Raw genomic sequence first — 18,939 nt, 5'->3', positions numbered from 1 at the left:
TTTCCGACGAACACCCGGATGGCGCATGACGCACGTGGTCCCCGACGAACCCGACTACGGTTCGAGCATCAGCAGTTCGTGGTGGCTGCGTTCGCGCACCGCCCACCAGCACGGCAGGTAGATCACCGCGGGCAGGCCGGCCACCAGGATCGACCAGGTCGGGCAGTTCATCAGTGCCGCCACCAGTGCGACGAATACGTGGATCAGGCCCACCGCGGCCGCCCGGGCGAGTGCCCCGGTGCCGCGCCGCATCGCGTCGCGCACCCCGGCCACGCCCATGCCGCAGACCACCGCGACACCCGCGCACAACACCGACGCGATCAGCAGCAGGTCGCCGAGCCCTTCCAGGCTCTTGCGGTCGTCGCGCACCGCGAACGACATGATCGCCAACGTGACGGCGGTCGCGCTCATCAGCACTGTCTCGACGGCCAGCGCGATCAGCAGGGTTCGCAGAAAACCGATTCGACGATTTCCCCTCATAGTTCCCCCGAAATGACGTTTGCCCCCCGTTCGGTACACCCCCGAGCCGGTTCCGAAGCGGCGGGGAGCACCCTACGCCTTCGGACGATGCCACACGGAATCCCGTTCCCGAAGTCGGGTCGGTAACGATGGCGGTACGAAACACGGTGGGAAACACGAAGGCCGCGGGGTTCGTCCGGGCGTTGCCGGACGGCCCCGCGGCCTTCGCCGCGATGTCCTCGGGACGTCGATCGAGCGCCGGCAACCTGCGCGACGACGTGCTCGACGACGTGCTCGACGACCTGATCGACCCCCTGCTCGACTACTTGACGGCGCCCGCCATCACGCCCTGGACGAAGTAGCGCTGGAAGCTGAAGAAGACGATCACCGGGACGATCAGCGACAGGAAGGCGCCGGGTGCCAGCACGTCGATGTTGGCGCCGAACGCCCGGGATTGGGACTGCAACGCGACGGTCAGCGGCGCCGATTCGGTGTCCGCGTAGATCAACGCGATCAGCATGTCGTTCCACACCCACAGGAACTGGAAGATGCCCAGCGACGCGATGGCCGGCAGGCCCAGCGGCAGGATGACCCGGAAGAAGATGGTCAGGTCGGTGCCACCGTCCATCCGGGCGGCCTCCAGCAGGTCGCGGGGGATGCCCGCGAAGTAGTTGCGCAGCAGGAACACCGCGAACGGCAGGCCGAAGGCGACGTGGAAGAGCACCACGCCCGCGATGGTGCCGAACAGGCCGGTGTCGCCGTACAACTTGGAGATCGGGATCAGCGCGACCTGTACCGGCACCACCAACAGGCCGACCACGATCAGGAACAGCCAGTCCCGACCGGGGAATTCCAGCCACGCGAAGGCGTAGGCCGCGAGCGAGCCGATCAGGATCACCAACAGCGTGCTGGGCACGGTGATCCAGATCGTGTTGAAGAACGCCCGGGTCATGTCCTTGTTGTCGAGCAGCTTGTCGTAGTTCGAGAAGGTCAGGTCGCTCGGTTTGCCCAGCACCTTCCACCAACCGGACTTGCTCATCTCCTGCGGGTCGCGCAGCGAGGAGACGAGCAGACCGAAGGTGGGCATCAGCCAGAACAACGCGATCAGCACGAGTGCGACCGCCGCCAGGCCGCCGCCGGTGCGGCCCACGATCCGGGAGGCCAGGCCGCGCTTGATGCCTCCCTCCCCGCCCACCGGTGGTTGTCGAGGCTTCGTCAGGTCGGGGGCTGCGGACGCGCTCACCGGTTCTCCCTTCGGAAGCGTCGGATGTTGAACAACATCGCCGGCAGTACCAGCAGGAAGAGCAGGATGCCGATGGCGCTGCCCAGGCCCTGGTTGTTGCCGCCGCCGAAGGAGGCGATGTACATCTGCAGGGCCAGGACGTTGGCTTCCTTCTGCGACGAGCCCAGCGAGATGATGTACACCAGGTCGAAGATCTTGAGCACGTTGATCACCAGAGTGACCATCACCACCACCAGCACCGGGGACAGCAGCGGGATGGTGACCCGGCGGAAGACCTGCCATTCGGTCGCGCCGTCCACGCGCGCGGCCTCCAGCGCGTCCCTGGGGATCGCGGCCAGGCCCGCCGCGATCAGCACCATCGCGAAGCCCGCCCACATCCAGATGTAGGCGCCGATGATCGCGGCGGTGATCAGGTTCGGCCCGAGCCAGTCGTAGCCACCGAAGGACTTGGCGAAGTTGCCCTCGGTCAGCCGCAGTTGCACCGGGCCCTCGCGGGCGGCGGAGGCGGGCATGGTGAACGAGCCGTCCTTGCCGGTGGTCGCGCTCGCGACGGTCCTCCCGCCACGCACCGCCTCGACCCGGACGCCCGGCAGGCCCTTCTCGCCGGGATCGACCACGCCCGGCTTGCCCGCGTTGCCCTTGCTGAAGTCGACCCACACCACGCCGCCGAGTCCGCCGGCGGCCGGCACCCCGGGCCTGGCGTCCCGCGCGTCGCCGGGAATCTTTTCCGCGGGCAGGGAGACCAGCGGCAGCAGCGCGGTGCCGCCCGGCCCGGTGCCGGCCCGGGTGACGAAGCCGCCGCCCTGAGGGGTGAGCACGGTGTCGTTGCGTGGGCGGGCACCCGGATACGGCGCGCCCTCGCTGAAGATGTCGTGCACGCTCGTGATCACCGCGTTGGCCACGCCCTGGTCGGGCTCGCGGTCGTAGACGAGCCGGAAGGTGATGCCCGCGGCCAACATGGACACGGCCATCGGCATGAAGACGATCAGCTTGAACGCCGTGGCGAACCTGACCCGTTCGGTCAGCACCGCGAAGATCAGGCCGAGCGAGGTGACCGCGGCCGGTACCACCAGGACCCAGATCAGGTTGTTCTCGAGTGCGGTGAAGGTGTCGTCGTCGGTGAACAGTTCCTTGTAGTTGTCGATCCCCACGAAGTCCGACCAGCCGTCCGCGCCGAACAGGCTGCGCAACAACGACCACACGATCGGATAGGCGACCAGGACGGCGAGCATGACGATGGCCGGCAGCAGGAACAGCCAGCCCAACAGGGCGCCCGAACCGAGCCCGCGCGACTCGCGCGCGGGCATCGGCTTCGTCTTCTCGGGCACCGCGACCGGTACGGGTGCCTTGTCACTCATGACAGCGGATCACCCGCCCGCGTATGCCTTGGCGGCGTCCGCTTCGAGCTTGCTCTGCGCCCCGGCCACGTCCGAGGGGTTGCGCAGGAAGTCCTGGAGGTCGCGCCATTCGCCCTCACCCTTGGTGCCGCCGAACGCGGCCGGTGCCTGGTCGGAGAGGTCGAAGCGGAAGTCGTCGCCCGCGCCGATCAGGTTCTTGGCGATCCCGCGCGTGGTGTCGTCGCGATAGGCGGCGAGGTCCAGGTTCTTGTTCGGCGAGAGGTAACCGCCCTGCTGTGCCCACACCTTGGCGGCGTCCGGCGAGGCCAGGTACTTGAGCAACGCCTGCGCGCCGGGGGAGTCCTTCATCGCCACGGCCACGTCGCCGCCGGTGACCACCGGCGCCTTGCCGGTGCCGACCGCCGGGAACCCGAAGAACTTCGCGTCGGTGCCGATCTTGGCCTTGGTGTCCTTGATGATGTTGGTGCCGATGAAGTCGCCGCCGGAGATCATCCCCGCCTTCGGCGGGTCGCCGAACACCTGGGGCACCGAGGCCGGGAACTCGGTCTGGAGCACACCGCCGCTGCCGCCGGGGAACCAGTCGCCCTTGCCGAAGACCTGGGCCAGGGTCTCCAGGGCGGTCTTGACCGAGGGGTCGGTCCACGGGATCTTGTGCTGGGCCAACTGGTCGTACTTCTCCGGGCCGGCCTGGCTCAGGTAGATGTTCTCGAACCAGTCGGTGAGCACCCACCCGTCGGCGCCGCCGATGGCGAACGGCGGGGTGCCGGAGTCGGAGATCAGGCCCGCGTTCTTGAGCAGGTCCTCCCAGGACTTGGCCTCGGTCGCGCCCGCGTTCTCGTAGACCTTGGCGTTGTACCAGACCAGCGACTTGTTGGCGCCCTTGTAGTAGACGCCGTAGAGCTTGTCCTGGTACGAGCCGAGCTTTTGCCACTGGCTCGAGAAGTTGGCCTGCACGGCCTGCTGCACGTCGGCCGACAGTGGCTTGATCCAGCCCTTTTGGGCGAACTGTTGGAGTACGCCCGGCTGGGCCAGGAACGCCACGTCCGGCGGCGCGTTGCCCTCGACCCGTTGGCCGAGGAAGGTGGAGGCGCTGTCGCCGGTGGGAATGAACTCGGTCTTGGCCCCGGTGCGCTTCTCGAAGTCGGCGAGCACCTTCTTGAACGCCGCCTGCTCGTCACCGGTCCACACCGCGGCCACGCTCACCGTGGTCCCGTCGAGCCGGGGTACGGCCGGCGCGCCGCTCCCGCTCGGCGTCGAGTCGCCCTTCTTGCCCTTGTCGTCACCGTCGTCGCTACAGGCCGCGAGACCCATGGCGAGCATCGAGGCGACCGCCAAGGCGCCCACGAACCGCTTCACGCATCCTCCGTTATGGACAGACCCGTTTCCGGGTCGAAGAAGTGCAGCCGATCGGTTGCCACCCGCATCACCACGTCGGCGCCCTCGCGCGCCCGGGTCCGCGGCCCGAAGCGGGCCACCAACTCGGAATGCGCCGCGTCGGCGTCCGGCACCGTGTCCTCCGCGCCCACGTCGCGCGCCAGTTCCTGGACGTCCTCGGTGACCGCCGGAGGCGCGTCCAGGCGCATGTGTACGAGCACCTCCGAGCCCATCGCCTCGACCAGGTCGGCCTCGGCGCGCAGGACGGCGCCCTCGACGGGCTCGGCGCCCTCCAGGGCGGTGTCGTGCAGATCCTCGGGACGGATCCCGACGATCAGCGAACGCTCCCGGTAGCCGGCCAACGCCGGGCGCGCGGCGAGCACGTCGGGGTGCACGGTCAGTCGTTGGCTGCCGATGTCCACGGTGGCCCCGCCCGCGTCGTCGTGGTGCAGGGTGCCGGTCATCAGGTTCATCGCGGGCGAGCCGATGAAGCCGGCCACGAACAGGTTGACCGGGTGGTCGTACAACTCCTGCGGTGGGGCGACCTGTTGCAGAACGCCCTTCTTCATCACCGCGACCCGATCGCCGAGGGTCATCGCCTCTGTCTGATCGTGCGTCACATACAGCGTGGTGACCCCGAGTTCGCGGGTCAGCCGGGCGATCTGGGCGCGCATCTGCACGCGTAGCTTCGCGTCGAGATTGGACAGCGGTTCGTCCATCAGGAACGCCTGCGGCTCGCGCACGATGGCCCGGCCCATCGCCACCCGCTGACGTTGGCCGCCGGAGAGTTGCCGCGGTTTTCGGCCCAGATGTTCCTCCAGGCCCAGGGTCCGCGCCGCGTCGCCGACCCGTCGGCGGATCTCGTCCTTGGGCAACTTCCGCAATCGCAAACCGAATCCGATGTTGTCCCGGACATTGAGATGCGGATACAGCGCGTAGCTCTGGAACACCATCGCCACGTCCCGATCGCGGGAGGGGACGTGGTTGACGACTCGGTCGCCGATGCTGATCGTGCCCTCGCTGATCTCCTCCAGGCCGGCGACCATCCGCAGCGCGGTGGTCTTCCCGCATCCGGAGGGACCGACCAGGACCAGGAACTCCCCGTCGGCGACCGTCAGATCGAGCGAGGTGACCGCCCGTGTGCCATCCGTGTACAGCTTTCCGACTCCAGCAAGAACCACTTCCGCCACGAATTCCCCCGAGGGTGGACAGATCCCGCCTACCGATGTCCTGTGGTACGCCTGGTGTGGCGTCGACCACAACCCCTGCCCGGAGCAACGAGCCTTATTCGTGACTTTCGATCATCACTGCGTAATGGGGCGACGGGGGCCGGTCGCGCTCCGTATGCTGAACGGGTCGCGACTGGCGTCTGCGTGGGATCGACCACGAGGAAGCGGCAGTTCCACCGACGCGGTGTCGTCCGCCTGGGCACCCGGATCACATCGATTGTGAACCGAGCCGGAGGACGCATGGACGACCACGTGCAGACGAACGACCGTCGGGACGAACTGGACCGCACCGACCCGGAGATCGCCGCCCTGGTGCGCGCCGAGGAACTGCTCCAGCAGGACACGCTGCGCCTGATTCCGAGTGAGAACTACGTCTCCGCCGCCGTCCTGGCGGCGACCGGGACCGTGCTCACCAACAAGTACTCCGAGGGCTATCCGGGCCGGCGGTACTACGAGGGCCAGCAGAACATCGACCCGATCGAGATCATCGCCCGCGACCGGGCGCGGGCGTTGTTCGGCGTGGAGCACGCCAACGTGCAGCCGTACTCCGGCTCACCGGCCAACCTCGCGGTCTACCTCGCCTTCGCCCGGCCCGGTGACACGGTGTTGGGCATGGCGTTGCCGATGGGCGGGCATCTCACCCACGGCTGGGGCGTGTCCGCGACCGGCACCTGGTTTCGCGGGGTCCGCTACGGCGTACGGGCCGACACCGGGCGCACCGATCTGGACGAGGTGCGCGATCTCGCGCTGCGCGAGCGGCCCCGGATCATCTTCTGCGGCGGTACGGCGGTGCCGCGCACGGTGGACTTCGCCGGGTTCGCGGCGATCGCCCGCGAGGTGGACGCGATCCTGGTCGCGGACGTGTCGCATATCGCCGGGCTGATCGCGGGTGGGGTGCATCCCTCGCCGGTCGGGCATGTGGACGTGGTCTCCACGACCACGCACAAGACGCTGCGGGGCCCGCGTGGGGCGATGTTGATGTGCCGCGCCGAACATGCCAAGGCGATCGACAAGGCGGTCTTCCCGGGCCTGCAGGGTGGGCCGCACAACAACACCACGGCGGCCATCGCGGTGGCGCTGCGCGAGGCCGATACCGACGAATTCCGGGCCTACGCGCGGCAGGTGGTCGCGAACGCGAAGCGGCTCGGGGAGGAACTCGCGGAGCGCGGCTTCGAGTTGGTGTCGGGCGGGACGGACAACCATCTGCTGCTGGTGGATCTGACCCGGCGCGGGGTGGCCGGGAAGGTCGCGGCGAAGGCGCTGGATCGGGCCGGGATCGTGGTCAATTACAACACCGTGCCGTTCGACACCCGGTCGCCGTTCGATCCGTCCGGGATTCGGATCGGTACGCCCGCGCTCACGTCACGCGGGTTGCGCGAGTCGCACATGTCGCTGATCGCGGGGTGGATGGATCGCATCGTGACGGGGGCGGCGGCGGGGTCGTCGGAGGAGGAGATCGCGGTGGTTCGGGCCGAGGTGCGCTCGTTCCTGAGCGGGTTTCCGGCGCCCGGGTTGCCTGTGTAGTCGGTTGGGTCGGGGGAGTTCGCCCGCCCGCTGCGGTGCACGACCGCGGGGCCGCCTGGTGGGCCCCGCGGCCCGGTGGGCGGGTCAGCGGGCCTTGCGGGCGAGGTGTTCCAGGGCGGGCCACAAGGGGGTTTGCAGGGGGGTGCCGAGTTGTTCCGCCGCTCGGCGGACGGCGCCGGTGAGCAGGGCCAGGTCGGTGGGGCCCTTGCCGCCGCCCACGGGCGTGGGGCGTCGGGCCAGGCGGTTGCCCATCTCCTGCCACTCCTGGCGCACCACGGTGGGCCGCAGGGTGGCTGTGCGCGGCATCCGGCCGGTCACCCGGCCGCCCTGGAACGGGACGACGGCGCCGTCTCGCCCGCGCACGAAGCCGCGGCCGGGATAGTCCTCGTCCACGGCCGCCGCGTCCTCGACGTCGATCAGCACCCGGGAAGCCTGCGGGTCGTCCACCCGCAGGGCGATCCGCAGCTCGGCGGCCGCGGCGGCCTCGATCTCCGGGGTGCGGGCGGGCCGGCCGGTGGTCACCAGCAGGTGCACGCCGTGCGGGCCGCCGCGGTGGGCCACGTCGGCGAGGCTCTTGACGAAGCCGGGGTACGCCTCGGCCAGCAGGTCTATGTCGTCCACCGCCACCACCAGCCGGGGCAGCGGCCGACCCGGGCCCGGTCGGTACGCCTCGAACGGGGCACCGCGCAACAGCCCCTCGCGGCGGTCCAGTTCGTCCCGCACCGCGGCGATCGCAGCGCCGGTCGCCGGGATGTCCGCGTCGGCGATGTAGCCCACCACGTGTGGCAGCTCGGAGAGCCCCTGCGGGCCGCGGACCAGCGCGATAGCCAGCTCGTCCGGCCGATTGGCCACCGCGAGCGAGCACAACACGGACGCCAACAACTCGGAGCGGCCGGAGCCGGCGGCCCCGCCGATCACCACGTGCGGACCGTCGGCGGACAGGTCCACGGCGACCGCGCCGCGCGCGTCCGAGCCGAGCACCGCGCGCGGTGAGCGGCCCGCCTCGCGCCAGCCGGCCAACAGCTTGGCGGGGGTGAGCAGGTCCAGATTGAGCAGGTCGAGCAGCCGCACCGACTCCGGCAGCGGCGAGGTGACCCGGCGGGTGGCCTCGCGCAACGGGGCCAGGGCCCGGGCGAAGCGGTCCGCCCACGCGGACGACACCGCGTCCGCGACCACGTCCTCCACGCGCCGGGTGCCCGGCCCGATCAGGTCGATCCGGGTGCCGACCTCGCCGGTGACGTGCGCGACCGCCGAGCACTGCGCCGGCAACTCCTCGGCCCGCTCGTCCAGGCACAGCGCGTGTACGCCCGCCGCCGGTCCCTCGACCAGGAGCCGGACGATCTCCGGGCGGGCGGCCAACCGGCCCGCGCCGTCCAGGATCACCACCGTGCGCCGGACCGGAACCCGCTCGGCGGTGTCTATGCGATCGAGCAACTCGCCCGCGCGCGCCCGCACCTGGTCCGTCCCCAGACCGACCAGGAGCCGGCAGTCCTGACCCTCGCCCGGCCGCAGGTGTGGCAGCCAGCGGGCCCAGGACCAGTCGCCGGCGGTGCCGGGATCCGCGCACAGTACGACCAGCTCCACGTCCTGCGGTCCGTGCAGTCCGGCGAGTTGAGCCACCACCGAGCGGGCCAGGCCCAGCAACCGGGGTCGGTGTCCGGTCAGGCCGAGCACGGTGTCCTTGAGCGAGACGGTGACCGGGACCGAGAACGCGGTCAGCCTGCGTTCCTCGCCGTCGGTGCCCGCGACGGTCGAGGGCTCCACCAGGGTCACCCGCGAGGGCAGGTCGCCGACCCCCAGGCGCACGCCGAGCGCCTCCGGGTGGCCGGCCGCGCGTTCCCACAGCCGGCCCGCCGGCCCCGGCTCACCGGTGGCCAGCGCGTCCAACAGCAGTGTCGCCGGGTCGGGCGACTGGTCGCGGCGCCAGCGCACCTCGTCGAGCAGCGCCGAGCGGGCGGCCGCCTCGATCGTCTCGCGCTCGGTCCCGGCGACCTTGCGGCGCAGCGCGAACGGCCGGCGTCGGCCCCCGCTCTCCTCGGGCAGTTCGAAGCGGGCCCGGGCGGGCACCGGCAGTTGGGCCCGGGCGGTGCGGCGCACCTCGATGTGCCCGGTGCCGTCGGCCCGGGCGCGGGCGCCGGTGTCGTCCTCGGGGGAGCCGTAGGGCTGGGGCAGGAAGGTCTGCAGGGTGGACTCGCCGACCCGCAACAGCGAGCCCGGCGGCAACTCGACCGGTTCGCGGCCGATCGGCATCCCGTCCACGGTGGTGCCGTTGGTCGAGCCGAGATCGGCGATCCGGATCCGGCCGGGCTCTATCCACAATTCGGCGTGCAGGCGGGACAGGTCGGGATCGCCGAGGCGCACCTCGGCCTCCGGCGCGCGGCCGATCCGTACCCCGCCCTGGTGCAGCAGGTGCACACCGCCCGCGTCCGGCCCGCCGACCACGCGCAACTGCGGGGAGCCGGCCGAGGGCGACGGCGAGCCGAGCGCGTCGACGGTGATCAGCGCGCCGTCCACCAGCGGCGGCCGACCCACGAGGGTGTCGTCGCGCAGCCGGATGTCGCCCACCCAAAAGCGTTGGCCCTCGGTCCCGGAGGCGGTTCGCAGTGCGCCCGCTATTCCCGCGAAGGTCGTCCCGGACGGCGCGGTGACGAGCACGTCGGCGCCCGGTCCGGTCCGCTGCGGGCCGTGCACGGTGAGCCGGATCTGCATGCGCGCCTCCCTCCTCCGAGCAGAAAACAAGAGGCATCCTCGCACCCGCGACCGTCATGTCGCCCACGGCCGGACAGACGACGGATCTTGTCCGAATTTCGACCGGAAAGGACCGGGTCGCCGGCGAATCGCCCGAACGTGATACCGATCCGAGCCACCCTCGTCACCGAGTATGGGTCGCACACGCTCCGGGCACCGGAGCCGAACCGTACCTGGGGTCGATGCGTCCCAAGCGGAGTACCACCTAGGGTGGAAGGCAACCCGGCACCACCGCCCAGGTGGCGGACAGGACAGTGGGGAGCGTCGTGGACCGGCCGGTCGGCAGCAAATATCTGCTCCAGGAAACCCTGGGGCGCGGAGCCAGTGGCACCGTCTGGCGCGCGAGCGTGCGCGATTCCGGCGAGATCGTCGCGGTCAAGGTGCTGCGCGAGGAGTTGAGCACCGACCCGGACGTGGTCACCCGCTTCCTGCGCGAGCGCTCGCTGCTGCTCAACCTGCGCCACCCCAACCTGGTGCACGTGCGCGACCTCGTCGTCGAGGGCGAGACGCTCGCCCTGGTGATGGACCTGATCGACGGCCCCGATCTGCGCACCTACCTGCGCGAGAACGGCCCGTTGCCACCGGCCGCCGCCGCCTTGACGATGGCTCAGATCTGCGACGCGCTCAGCGTGACGCACGCGGACGGGGTGATACACCGGGACCTGAAACCGGCCAACATCATGCTCGCCCGCAACGGCGACTCGCTCTACCCGATGCTGACCGACTTCGGCATCGCCCGCCTCGCCGACTCGCCCGCGCTCACCCGCACCCACGAACTCGTCGGCACGCCCAGCTACGTCGCGCCCGAGACCGCCGAGGGCCGCCCGCTCACCCCGGCCGTGGACGTCTACGCGGCGGGCGTGGTGCTCTACGAACTGGTGGCCGGACACCCGCCGTTCCGGGACACCAACCCGATCGCGCTGCTGCACCACCACCTGACCGAGGTACCCACCCGCGCGGCCGGCATGCCCGACGCCTACTGGCTGATCACCGAGCGCTGCCTGGCCAAGCGACCCGAGACCCGACCGGACGCGGCGGGCCTGGGCCGCGCCCTGCGGCTGGCCGCCGACATCGTCGCCGGCGTCCGGCCCGACGACGGCTCGCTCGCCCAGGTGCTGGCCGCGAGCGCGTTCGGCGCGCAGGCCGGGGCCGCCGACCCCACCCGCGCCCTGCCGCAGACCCAGGTCGGCTATCCGACCCCGCCGACCACGCCGCCGCCGACCCCGCCGGGCGTACCCAACGCGACCCGGGTGATGAGCACCCAGCCGCCCGGCTATCCACAACCGCCGCAGCACTACCCGCCGCAGCCGGCCCGGGCCGAGCCGGTGCGGCAACAGGCCGGGCCGGCCGCCGCGCCGCCGCCGCTCGCCGACCCCGGACCGCCGCCCCCGCCGCCGCCGCGCTACCGACGCGAGGAGGCGCCCGAGCGCGAGCCGCGGCGCCGCGACCGCGCCGTACGCGAACCGCGCGAACCCAGGGAACGCGAGCCCGAGCCCCGCGACCGCGAACCACGCCGCCGCCGCGGCTTCCGGCTCTCCAGCATTCCGGGCGTGGGCTGCACCATCGGCTGCCTGCTGCGGCTGGTGATCCTGGGCGCGATCCTGTTCGCCGTCTACTGGTTCAGCCCGCTGCGCGACTGGGTGCACTCCGCTATCGACGGATTCGATACCGTTCGAGGCTGGTACGACAGTGTCAAGGACTTCGTCACCGGCGGCGACAACGGCGGCGACACCAAGAATTGACGCATAGTCATCCCTATCGCCCGTGTCGAGGACGACCTCGTACACGCCGTCCCACCCGACGGTCCCCGCATCCGGGGCCCGGCCGCGTAGGGTGCGGTCGGGGAAGTCCGCTGTGAGCACCACGCTCGCTGGGTCCACGGAGCTGCTTTGGCACGCAAGATCGGTAGCCGATACGTCGCCCTGAAGGTGCTCGGGCGCGGCGCCAGCGGGACCGTCTGGCAGGGCGAGGGACCCGAGGGACCCGTCGCGATCAAGCTGTTGCGCGAAGACCTCGCGTCCGACCAGGTGTTGGTCGCGCGCTTCGTCCAGGAGCGCACCGCGCTGACCAGCCTGGACCACCCCAACATCGTGGGCGTGCACGACCTGGTCGTCGACGGCACCGACCTCGCGCTGGTGATGGACCTGGTGATCGGCCCCGACCTGCGCGCCCGGCTGGAGCGCGAACGGGTGCTCACCCCCCGGCTGGCCGCCGCCATCGTGGCCGACGTCGCGGACGGCCTGTCCGCCGCCCACGCCGAGGGCGTGATCCACCGCGACGTCAAGCCCGAGAACATCCTGATCGACAACTCGGCCGGGGTCTCCCGGGCCCGACTCACCGACTTCGGCATCGCCCGCCTGGTCGACGCGCCGCGCCGCACCCGGGCCACCCGGATCATCGGCACGCCCGACTACCTGGCCCCCGAGATCATCGAGGGCCTCCAGCCGACCGCCGCCGTGGACGTGTACGCGCTGGCCACCGTGCTGTACGAACTGCTCACCGGCTGGACGCCGTTCGGCGGCGGCCACCCCGGCGCGGTGCTGCGCCGGCACGTCACCGAACCGGTGCCGGGCATTCCCGGCCTGCCCGACCCGCTCGCCGCCGTACTCGCGTCCTGCCTGTCCAAGGCCCCCGCGGCCCGGCTGACCGCCCGCGAATTCGGCGAACGGCTGCGCTCGGCACTGCCCGCGCTGATCGGCCTGCCCGCGTTCGACGTGCCCGACCCCAACGGGAACGTCGGCCGCCAGGACACCCCCGTGCCCCGCCCGGCCGGCGTGGTTCCGCTGGTCTCCGGCACCTCGGAGGCCGCCGACGGCAGCCGGGACACGCACACCAATCTGACCCGCCCGGTGTTCGACGGAGCGGTGCCGGTGCAGTCGCACCGGCGCGGCAAACCGGGCCGGCGCGAGGGCGGCGCACGCCGCCGGCTGATCCCGGTGATCTGCGGCGTACTCGCCGTCGCCGCGGTCGGCGCGGGCGCGGTGTGGTTCACCCGGGACGAGGGCACCCCGACCCGACCCGCCGGACAGACCTCCGCCACCCCGCGACCGGTCCCCTCCGGGAGCGCCGCCGGCTCGGCCGGACCCACCTCGGGGCGCGCCGGCGGCTACAGCTGGGCCGCGTTCGCGCCGCTGCCCGCCGCCCCGGTGCTGCTCCAGGGCGGCCCGGCGGTGACCCGGACCGATGCCGAGCACAGCTACGTGGTGCAACGCGACGGCGAGGGCGCCCTGTGGTACCTCGGCAGCGACGGGCCGCGCTGGGGCGAGTGGCGCAGGCTGCCCACCTTCCGCACCGGCGACGATCCCGCCGCGGTCAGCGCCGCGCCCGGTCGGATGGACGTGTTCGCGGTCGGTTCGACCGACAAGCTGCTCTACCGGGCCACCTTGACCGAGGGCCGATTCGGCGAGTGGACCAGGACGGACACCAGGACCAAACTCGCCGGCGCGCCCGCCGCGGTCGTCACCGGTGATCGCATCGACATCGTCGCGCGCACCGGCAGCGACGGCCTGGCCGCCGGATCGCTCACCGGGGCCGGCTGGAGCGGCTTCACCACGGTGCCCAGCGCGGGGCGGATCGAGGCCGCGCCCGCGCTCGCCACCGGCGCCCCCGGCACGCTGGACGCGTTCGTGGTGCGCGCCGGCGACCACGCGGTGTTGCACATCCCCTTCGTCGACGGCGGCTGGCGCGAACCCGAACGGGTCGGCCTGGCCGCCTCCGCGCGCCCGGCCGCCGCCTACAGCCAGGGCCGCGGCCTGGTCGTGCTGGCCCGCGACGGCAACGGCCGGCTGCTCGGCGCGGTGCCCGGCGAGGGCGGCTGGCGGCCGGTCGACCCGAACACCGCCACCGCCGACGCCCCCGGCGCGGTGGCCGCCGGACCCGACCGGGTGGACGTGTACATCCGGGCCGACAACGGCCGACTGCAGGCCGCCTCGTCGAGCCCGGACGCGGGCTGAGTCCGAGTCCGGCCCATCGTCCACTTAGGATGGTGGGGTGGCTGCCGTTGATCCTTCCGAAGAGCTCAAGTCCGTCGAATCGACCATGACGTCGATCGAGGCCGTCCTCGACCTCGACAAGATGCGGGCCGATGTGGCCGCGCTCAACGAAAAGGCGGCTGCGCCGGACCTGTGGGACGACCCCGAAGCCGCCCAGAAGGTGACGAGCCGGCTCTCGTTCCTCCAGGGCGAATTGCGCCGGGTCGAAGACCTGCGCCGGCGGCTGGACGACGTCAACGTGCTGTTCGAGCTGGCCGAGGCCGAGGACGACGCGGACACCCGCACCGAGGCCGAGAACGAGCTCACGTCGGTGCACAAGGCGGTCGGCGAACTCGAGGTGCGCACGCTGCTCTCGGGCGAGTACGACTCGCGTGAGGCACTGGTGACCATTCGCTCCGAGGCCGGTGGCGTGGACGCCGCCGACTTCGCCGAGATGCTCCTGCGGATGTACACCCGCTGGGCCGAGCGGCACGGCTACCCGACCGAGGTCTACGACACGTCCTACGCCGAAGAGGCCGGCATCAAGTCGGCCACCTTCGCGGTCAAGGTGCCGTACGCGTACGGCACGCTGTCCGTCGAGCAGGGCACGCACCGACTGGTGCGGATCTCGCCGTTCGACAACCAGGGCCGCCGACAGACCTCGTTCGCGGGCGTCGAGGTGCTGCCGGTCGTCGAGCAGAGCGACCGCGTCGACATCGACGAGTCCGAGCTGCGGGTGGACGTCTACCGTTCGTCCGGTCCCGGTGGCCAGGGCGTCAACACCACCGACTCGGCCGTGCGCATCACGCACATCCCGACCGGCATCGTGGTGTCCTGCCAGAACGAGCGCTCGCAGATCCAGAACCGCGCCTCCGCGATGGCGGTGTTGTCCGCCAAGCTGCTGGAGCGGCAGCGCCAGGAGGAGCAGGCCCGGATGAACGCGCTCAAGGGCGAGGGTTCGTCCTGGGGCAACCAGATGCGTTCGTACGTCCTGCACCCGTATCAGATGGTCAAGGACCTGCGCACCGAATTCGAGGTGGGCAATCCGCAGTCGGTGCTCGACGGCGAAATCGACGGTTTCATCGAGGCCGGAATCCGCTGGCGCAAGACGCAGCAGACCGCCGCCGCGTAGCGGGTCGGCGGGCGATGCCGACGCCGGTTCCGACCCCGACGAAAACGGGGCAACAACCCGATTCGTGACCCCGAGGGCCTCCGTGTATTCGCGGGGGCCTTCGTGGTATGCCGCGTTGCGCTTTCGTGCCGATTTTCTCGGCGAATCGGAATTAACCCCGCAACCCTCTCCGAACGCCCTTGACGCGGCATCCGCCCGGTTACCAGTCTGAACGGCGGCATTACCACGACGCATCCGATCGGAGTCCGAGGCGCATCGACAGATGGCACGGACGAGCGTCGAGGTGATGCCCAACGGCGTTTGGGACCCCACCCGCGCCGGCGCGGATACGGGGATCTCATCCAACTGGGGGTTAATTGATGACAACCAAAATGCGCGTCCGGACGGCTCGGATAGCCGCCGCCGCGCTGTTCGCGGCGGGCGCGTCCTTCGCGGTCGCGGGCGTCGCGAGCGCGACGGACGGTTCGGACGGGTGCGAGCAGACGCACACCTGCCCGGGCGGCGAGACCGAGGGCTCGACCACGGGCAGCACCGCCGGTAACACCACCGGCGGCACCGTCGTGGGAGCCACCACGGGCGGCACCATCGTGGGTGCGACCACCGGTACCACGTCGGGTTCGACCACGGGCAACAGCACCTCGGGTTCGACCACGGGCAACACCACGTCCGGTGCGACCGGTAACACCACGTCGGGTTCGACGACCGGTGAGACCACGTCGGGTTCGACCACGGGCAACACGACGTCCGGTGCGACCGGTAACACCACGTCGGGTTCGACGACCGGTGAGACCACGTCGGGTTCGACCACGGGCAACACGACGTCCGGTTCGACCACCGGCAACACGACGTCGGGTTCGACGACCGGCAACACCACGTCGGGTTCGACCACGGGCAACACCACCTCGGGTTCGACCACCGGGAACAGCACCTCGGGCAGCTCCGGCGCGGCCACATCCGGTGGCGGCACCACGGGCGGTGGCAACACCACCAAGGGCAACTCGGGCGGTTCCGGCGGTACTTCGAAGGGCAGCACGGGCGGCAACACCGGTGGCGGCAACACGTGTGACGCCACGCACGCCTCCGGCGGCCTGGACCTGAACTGCGGCGGCGACGGGAACACCCGCACCACCAGCGGCAACGGCGACCAGCAGAACGCGCCTGTGCGCGACTTCGGCGGCGGCGACACCGCTCCGGCGGCGCAGCAGCCCGCGAACAAGGAACTGGCCTCGACCGGTTCGGGCGCCAACATGGCGTTCCTGATCGTCGGCGGTGCCGCGATGGCGGCCGGTGGCTTCACCTTCACCGTGCTGCCCGCGCGACTCAAGCGCCGTCAGCAGGCCTCCGCGGCCTGAGCCGAAGACTTGTGCCCCGGCGCGGCGGTTCCGGGGCACTGAATCCGCCGTCCCGGCGTTCCGAGCCGGGCGCACCGCGTCATCGCGAGTGCGTCTGTGAAACGGTCGGCTCGGGACCACGGACGGTGGGCGGCACCGCGGTACGACGCCGGGCTCAGGCCCGGCATCGAGAACGGGGCGCCCGCTCGGATCGGTACGCGTCGACAGGGCCCTGTCGACAGGATCGATCCGGGTTCCGGAAGCTGCGGAGCGCCGCTGTACAGCGCGAAGGCCCTGGGGGCACCCAGGGCCTTCGTGTCGTCTCGGGGGGTTGTTCTCGGCCTTCGTCGCGCGTCCGGCTCGTCGTATCCGGCCCGGCGACTCGTCTTACGGCGGCTCAGCCGCCCACGCGGGCCAGCAGCAGCGCGCACACCAAGACCAGCAGTGCGAGGGCCGCGAGCATGGCCGGATTGAGGTTGATTCCGCTCGAGCGCCGGAGCCGTTCGCGGCTCGCTCGGCACGTCGGACAGCGACCCTCGGTGACCAGGCCGGCACAGTTCGCGCACACCAGGCGGTCCAAGGTCATCTCGACTCCTCCGCCTCGATTTGCTCCACTATCACGCATCGCTACCCATAACGCTCACGACGCGGTGGGAAGTTCCCGTCCCCTTCCACTGTGCCGCTTACACTCACGGAATGGCCATGCCCGACGACCACTCTGTTCGAGCCTGGGCGCCCGGCCCCGGACAGTGTGGTCCCTTGGCCCCCTCTGTGCCCCCAGCCGTATGCCCTGCCCCCTACACTGGCGCACCGTGATGCAACCGTGATCCGATTCGACAACGTCAGCAAGACCTACCCGAAGCAGCCGCGCCCCGCGTTGCACGACGTCTCCCTCGAAGTGGAGAAGGGTGAGTTCGTCTTCCTCGTCGGGTCCTCGGGCTCGGGTAAGTCCACCTTCCTGCGGCTCGTCCTCAAAGAGGAACGACCATCGCTGGGCAACATCTTCGTGGCCGGCAAGGACCTCGGTCGGTTGTCCAACTGGAAGGTGCCGGCCCTGCGCCGTCAGGTGGGCACCGTCTTCCAGGACTTCCGCCTGCTCCCCAACAAGACGGTCTATCAGAACGTCGCGTTCGCGCTCGAGGTGATCGGCAAGCCCCGAGGCACGATCCGCAAGGTGGTACCGGAGGTTCTGGACCTGGTGGGCCTGGGCGGCAAGGAAGACCGCATGCCCGGCGAACTGTCCGGTGGTGAACAGCAGCGCGTGGCGATCGCGCGTGCCTTCGTGAACCGGCCGATGATCCTCATCGCCGACGAGCCCACCGGCAACCTCGACCCGCAGAACAGCGTCGGCATCATGAAGTTGCTCGACCGGATCAACCGGACGGGCACCACGATTCTGATGGCCACGCACGACCAGGCGATCGTGGACCAGATGCGCAAGCGCGTCATCGAGCTGGAGCAGGGCCGACTGGTCCGCGACCAGTCTCGCGGCGTGTACGGCTACCAGCACTGATCCACCGGACCACCACGGCGCGGCAGTCCGGCCGCGCCCCTAGCGACTAGGACATCATGCGCGCCCAGTTCGTCCTCTCGGAGATCGGAGTCGGTCTCCGCCGGAACCTGACCATGACGATCGCGGTGATCGTCAGTGTCGCGCTGTCCCTCACGCTGGCCGGAGCGGGTCTGCTGCTGCGCGTTCAGGTGAACGAGATGAAGGACTTCTGGTACGACCGGGTCGAGGTCTCGATCTTCCTGTGCGGCAAGAGCGACCACGGCCCCGGGTGCGAGGGCGGCGAGGTCTCGAACGAGCAGCGCGAGGGGTTCCGTCAGGAACTCAGTCGGATGGCCCTCGTGGAGAAGACCTACTACGAGACCAAGCAGGAAGCGTTCCAGCACTTCAAGGACCAGAACAAGGAATCGCCGCTGTCCGGCAGCGTGACCGCCGACCAGTTGCCGGAATCCTTCCGGGTCAAGTTGAAGGACCCGACCAAGTACCAGGTCGTGGCGAGCGCGTTCGCGGGCAGACCGGGCGTGCAGTCGGTCCAGGACCAGCGCAAGATCCTGGAACCGTTCTTCAAGCTGCTGAACAACGCGCAATGGGCCGCGATCGGCGTGATGGGCTTCATGCTCCTGGTGGCGATTCTGCTGATCGTCAACACGGCCCGGGTCTCGGCGTTCAGCCGTAGGCGGGAAACGGGCATCATGCGACTCGTCGGCGCGTCGAATCTCTACATCCAATTGCCGTTCATCATGGAATCCGCCATCGCCGGCCTGCTGGGCGGTGCGCTGGCCTCCGGTCTGTTGAGCACCGGGTTCTTCTTCGGCGTCAAGAAGGGGCTCGGGCAGCAGTTCAACGCATTCGAGTTGATCGGGTGGGGGCCGGTGCTGGCCACCCTGCCGTTGCTGGTCGTCTTCGGGGTGTTGATGTCCGCGATCGCGTCGTTCTTCACGCTCCTCAAGTACCTCAAGGTCTGACCTTCGTCCGATCCCGGGATCCGCGTGCGGATCCGCTTCGAAGGCCCTGTTCCGCCGCGGCGGGACAGGGGCTGCGTACGTCTGTATGCGACCGG

16 protein-coding genes and 1 riboswitch are annotated in these 18,939 nt (G+C 70.6%); of the genes, 8 read left to right on the top strand and 8 right to left on the bottom strand.

Translation table 11 applies throughout. The features are described from left to right. Nucleotides 1-54: 54 nt before the first annotated feature. The gene (locus tag ACFXMF_RS38620; RefSeq protein ID WP_360307238.1) at nt 55-480 is read right to left on the bottom strand and encodes a hypothetical protein; all 426 of its coding nucleotides are present in this window, start codon (nt 478-480) and stop codon (nt 55-57) included. 146 nt (nt 481-626) lie between these two features. Here ACFXMF_RS38620 and ACFXMF_RS38615 point away from each other — a divergent pair, with 146 nt between their 5' ends. After that, nucleotides 627-821, top strand: a complete 195-nt coding sequence (locus ACFXMF_RS38615; RefSeq protein WP_360307241.1) for a hypothetical protein — start codon at nt 627-629, stop codon at nt 819-821. Here the strand turns inward: ACFXMF_RS38615 and ACFXMF_RS38610 are convergent. From ACFXMF_RS38610 to ACFXMF_RS38595, 4 genes are read right to left on the bottom strand one after another with little or no spacing between them, the layout of a single operon-like run. Then, nucleotides 782-1,678, bottom strand: coding sequence for a carbohydrate ABC transporter permease (locus tag ACFXMF_RS38610; RefSeq protein ID WP_360307773.1), 897 nt, complete (start codon nt 1,676-1,678; stop codon nt 782-784). The two genes, ACFXMF_RS38615 and ACFXMF_RS38610, sit on opposite strands and share 40 nt — an antisense overlap. 20 nt (nt 1,679-1,698) lie before the next feature. Next, entirely contained in the window at nt 1,699-3,060 is a 1,362-nt protein-coding gene (locus tag ACFXMF_RS38605; RefSeq protein ID WP_360307243.1) for an ABC transporter permease subunit, read from the bottom strand. A 9-nt stretch (nt 3,061-3,069) separates the two neighbouring features. Further along, nucleotides 3,070-4,416 carry an ABC transporter substrate-binding protein gene (locus tag ACFXMF_RS38600; RefSeq protein ID WP_360307246.1) on the bottom strand — a complete coding sequence of 449 codons (1,347 nt, stop codon included), beginning with the start codon at nt 4,414-4,416 and terminating at the stop codon, nt 3,070-3,072. Further along, nucleotides 4,413-5,624, bottom strand: coding sequence for an ABC transporter ATP-binding protein (locus ACFXMF_RS38595; RefSeq protein WP_379990773.1), 1,212 nt, complete (start codon nt 5,622-5,624; stop codon nt 4,413-4,415). Before ACFXMF_RS38595 ends, ACFXMF_RS38600 begins: the two co-directional genes overlap by 4 nt. Before the next feature lie 158 nt (nt 5,625-5,782). Next, a riboswitch (ZMP/ZTP riboswitch) is annotated at nt 5,783-5,871 on the top strand. Between the two features lie 32 nt (nt 5,872-5,903). Between ACFXMF_RS38595 and glyA the strand changes: the two genes are divergently transcribed. Beyond that, nucleotides 5,904-7,187: a serine hydroxymethyltransferase gene (gene glyA / locus ACFXMF_RS38590; RefSeq protein ID WP_379990774.1), complete on the top strand. Its 1,284-nt coding sequence runs from the start codon at nt 5,904-5,906 to the stop codon at nt 7,185-7,187. A gap of 84 nt (nt 7,188-7,271) precedes the next feature. Here glyA and ACFXMF_RS38585 read toward each other — a convergent pair whose 3' ends face one another. Next, entirely contained in the window at nt 7,272-9,896 is a 2,625-nt protein-coding gene (locus tag ACFXMF_RS38585; RefSeq protein WP_360307255.1) for an FHA domain-containing protein, read from the bottom strand. A gap of 278 nt (nt 9,897-10,174) precedes the next feature. Between ACFXMF_RS38585 and ACFXMF_RS38580 the strand changes: the two genes are divergently transcribed. The 3 genes from ACFXMF_RS38580 (at nt 10,175) to prfB (ending at nt 15,038) form a co-directional block, all read left to right on the top strand. Next, a complete protein-coding gene (locus tag ACFXMF_RS38580; protein ID WP_379990775.1) occupies nt 10,175-11,677 on the top strand; it encodes a serine/threonine-protein kinase in 1,503 nt (500 codons plus the stop codon). A gap of 147 nt (nt 11,678-11,824) precedes the next feature. After that, a complete protein-coding gene (locus tag ACFXMF_RS38575) occupies nt 11,825-13,888 on the top strand; it encodes a protein kinase (RefSeq protein WP_379990776.1) in 2,064 nt (687 codons plus the stop codon). A gap of 37 nt (nt 13,889-13,925) precedes the next feature. Beyond that, nucleotides 13,926-15,038: a peptide chain release factor 2 gene (prfB, locus tag ACFXMF_RS38570; protein WP_360307264.1), complete on the top strand. Its 1,113-nt coding sequence runs from the start codon at nt 13,926-13,928 to the stop codon at nt 15,036-15,038. A 352-nt stretch (nt 15,039-15,390) separates the two neighbouring features. On the opposite strand, the gene ACFXMF_RS38565 is transcribed toward prfB, so the two are convergent. After that, nucleotides 15,391-16,110 carry a hypothetical protein gene (locus ACFXMF_RS38565; protein WP_379990777.1) on the bottom strand — a complete coding sequence of 240 codons (720 nt, stop codon included), beginning with the start codon at nt 16,108-16,110 and terminating at the stop codon, nt 15,391-15,393. 88 nt (nt 16,111-16,198) lie between these two features. Here ACFXMF_RS38565 and ACFXMF_RS38560 point away from each other — a divergent pair, with 88 nt between their 5' ends. Next, nucleotides 16,199-16,390 carry an LPXTG cell wall anchor domain-containing protein gene (locus ACFXMF_RS38560; RefSeq protein ID WP_360307270.1) on the top strand — a complete coding sequence of 64 codons (192 nt, stop codon included), beginning with the start codon at nt 16,199-16,201 and terminating at the stop codon, nt 16,388-16,390. 376 nt (nt 16,391-16,766) lie between these two features. Here ACFXMF_RS38560 and ACFXMF_RS38555 read toward each other — a convergent pair whose 3' ends face one another. Next, nucleotides 16,767-16,955, bottom strand: coding sequence for a hypothetical protein (locus tag ACFXMF_RS38555; RefSeq protein WP_360307273.1), 189 nt, complete (start codon nt 16,953-16,955; stop codon nt 16,767-16,769). A gap of 237 nt (nt 16,956-17,192) precedes the next feature. Here ACFXMF_RS38555 and ftsE point away from each other — a divergent pair, with 237 nt between their 5' ends. Both ftsE and ftsX read left to right on the top strand, forming a co-directional pair. Then, nucleotides 17,193-17,882: a cell division ATP-binding protein FtsE gene (ftsE, locus tag ACFXMF_RS38550; protein WP_020553326.1), complete on the top strand. Its 690-nt coding sequence runs from the start codon at nt 17,193-17,195 to the stop codon at nt 17,880-17,882. Between the two features lie 56 nt (nt 17,883-17,938). Beyond that, the gene (ftsX, locus tag ACFXMF_RS38545; protein ID WP_360307276.1) at nt 17,939-18,844 is read left to right on the top strand and encodes a permease-like cell division protein FtsX; all 906 of its coding nucleotides are present in this window, start codon (nt 17,939-17,941) and stop codon (nt 18,842-18,844) included. Nucleotides 18,845-18,939: the final 95 nt, after the last annotated feature.

Origin of the sequence: Embleya sp. NPDC059213 (assembly GCF_042754445.1) — a bacterium.
Classification (GTDB): Bacteria; Actinomycetota; Actinomycetes; order Streptomycetales; family Streptomycetaceae; genus Embleya.
This window is presented reverse-complemented; position numbering and strand designations above follow the sequence as displayed.

Bases quoted from the DNA above. Each gene is read 5' to 3' on its own strand.
- ACFXMF_RS38620 (WP_360307238.1), bottom strand. From the start codon at position 480: ATGAGGGGAAATCGTCGAATCGGTTTTCTGCGAACCCTGCTGATCGCG.
- ACFXMF_RS38605 (WP_360307243.1), bottom strand. From the start codon at position 3,060: ATGAGTGACAAGGCACCCGTACCGGTCGCGGTGCCCGAGAAGACGAAG.
- ACFXMF_RS38555 (WP_360307273.1), bottom strand. From the start codon at position 16,955: ATGACCTTGGACCGCCTGGTGTGCGCGAACTGTGCCGGCCTGGTCACC.
- ACFXMF_RS38585 (WP_360307255.1), bottom strand. From the start codon at position 9,896: ATGCAGATCCGGCTCACCGTGCACGGCCCGCAGCGGACCGGACCGGGC.
- glyA (WP_379990774.1), top strand. From the start codon at position 5,904: ATGGACGACCACGTGCAGACGAACGACCGTCGGGACGAACTGGACCGC.
- ftsX (WP_360307276.1), top strand. From the start codon at position 17,939: ATGCGCGCCCAGTTCGTCCTCTCGGAGATCGGAGTCGGTCTCCGCCGG.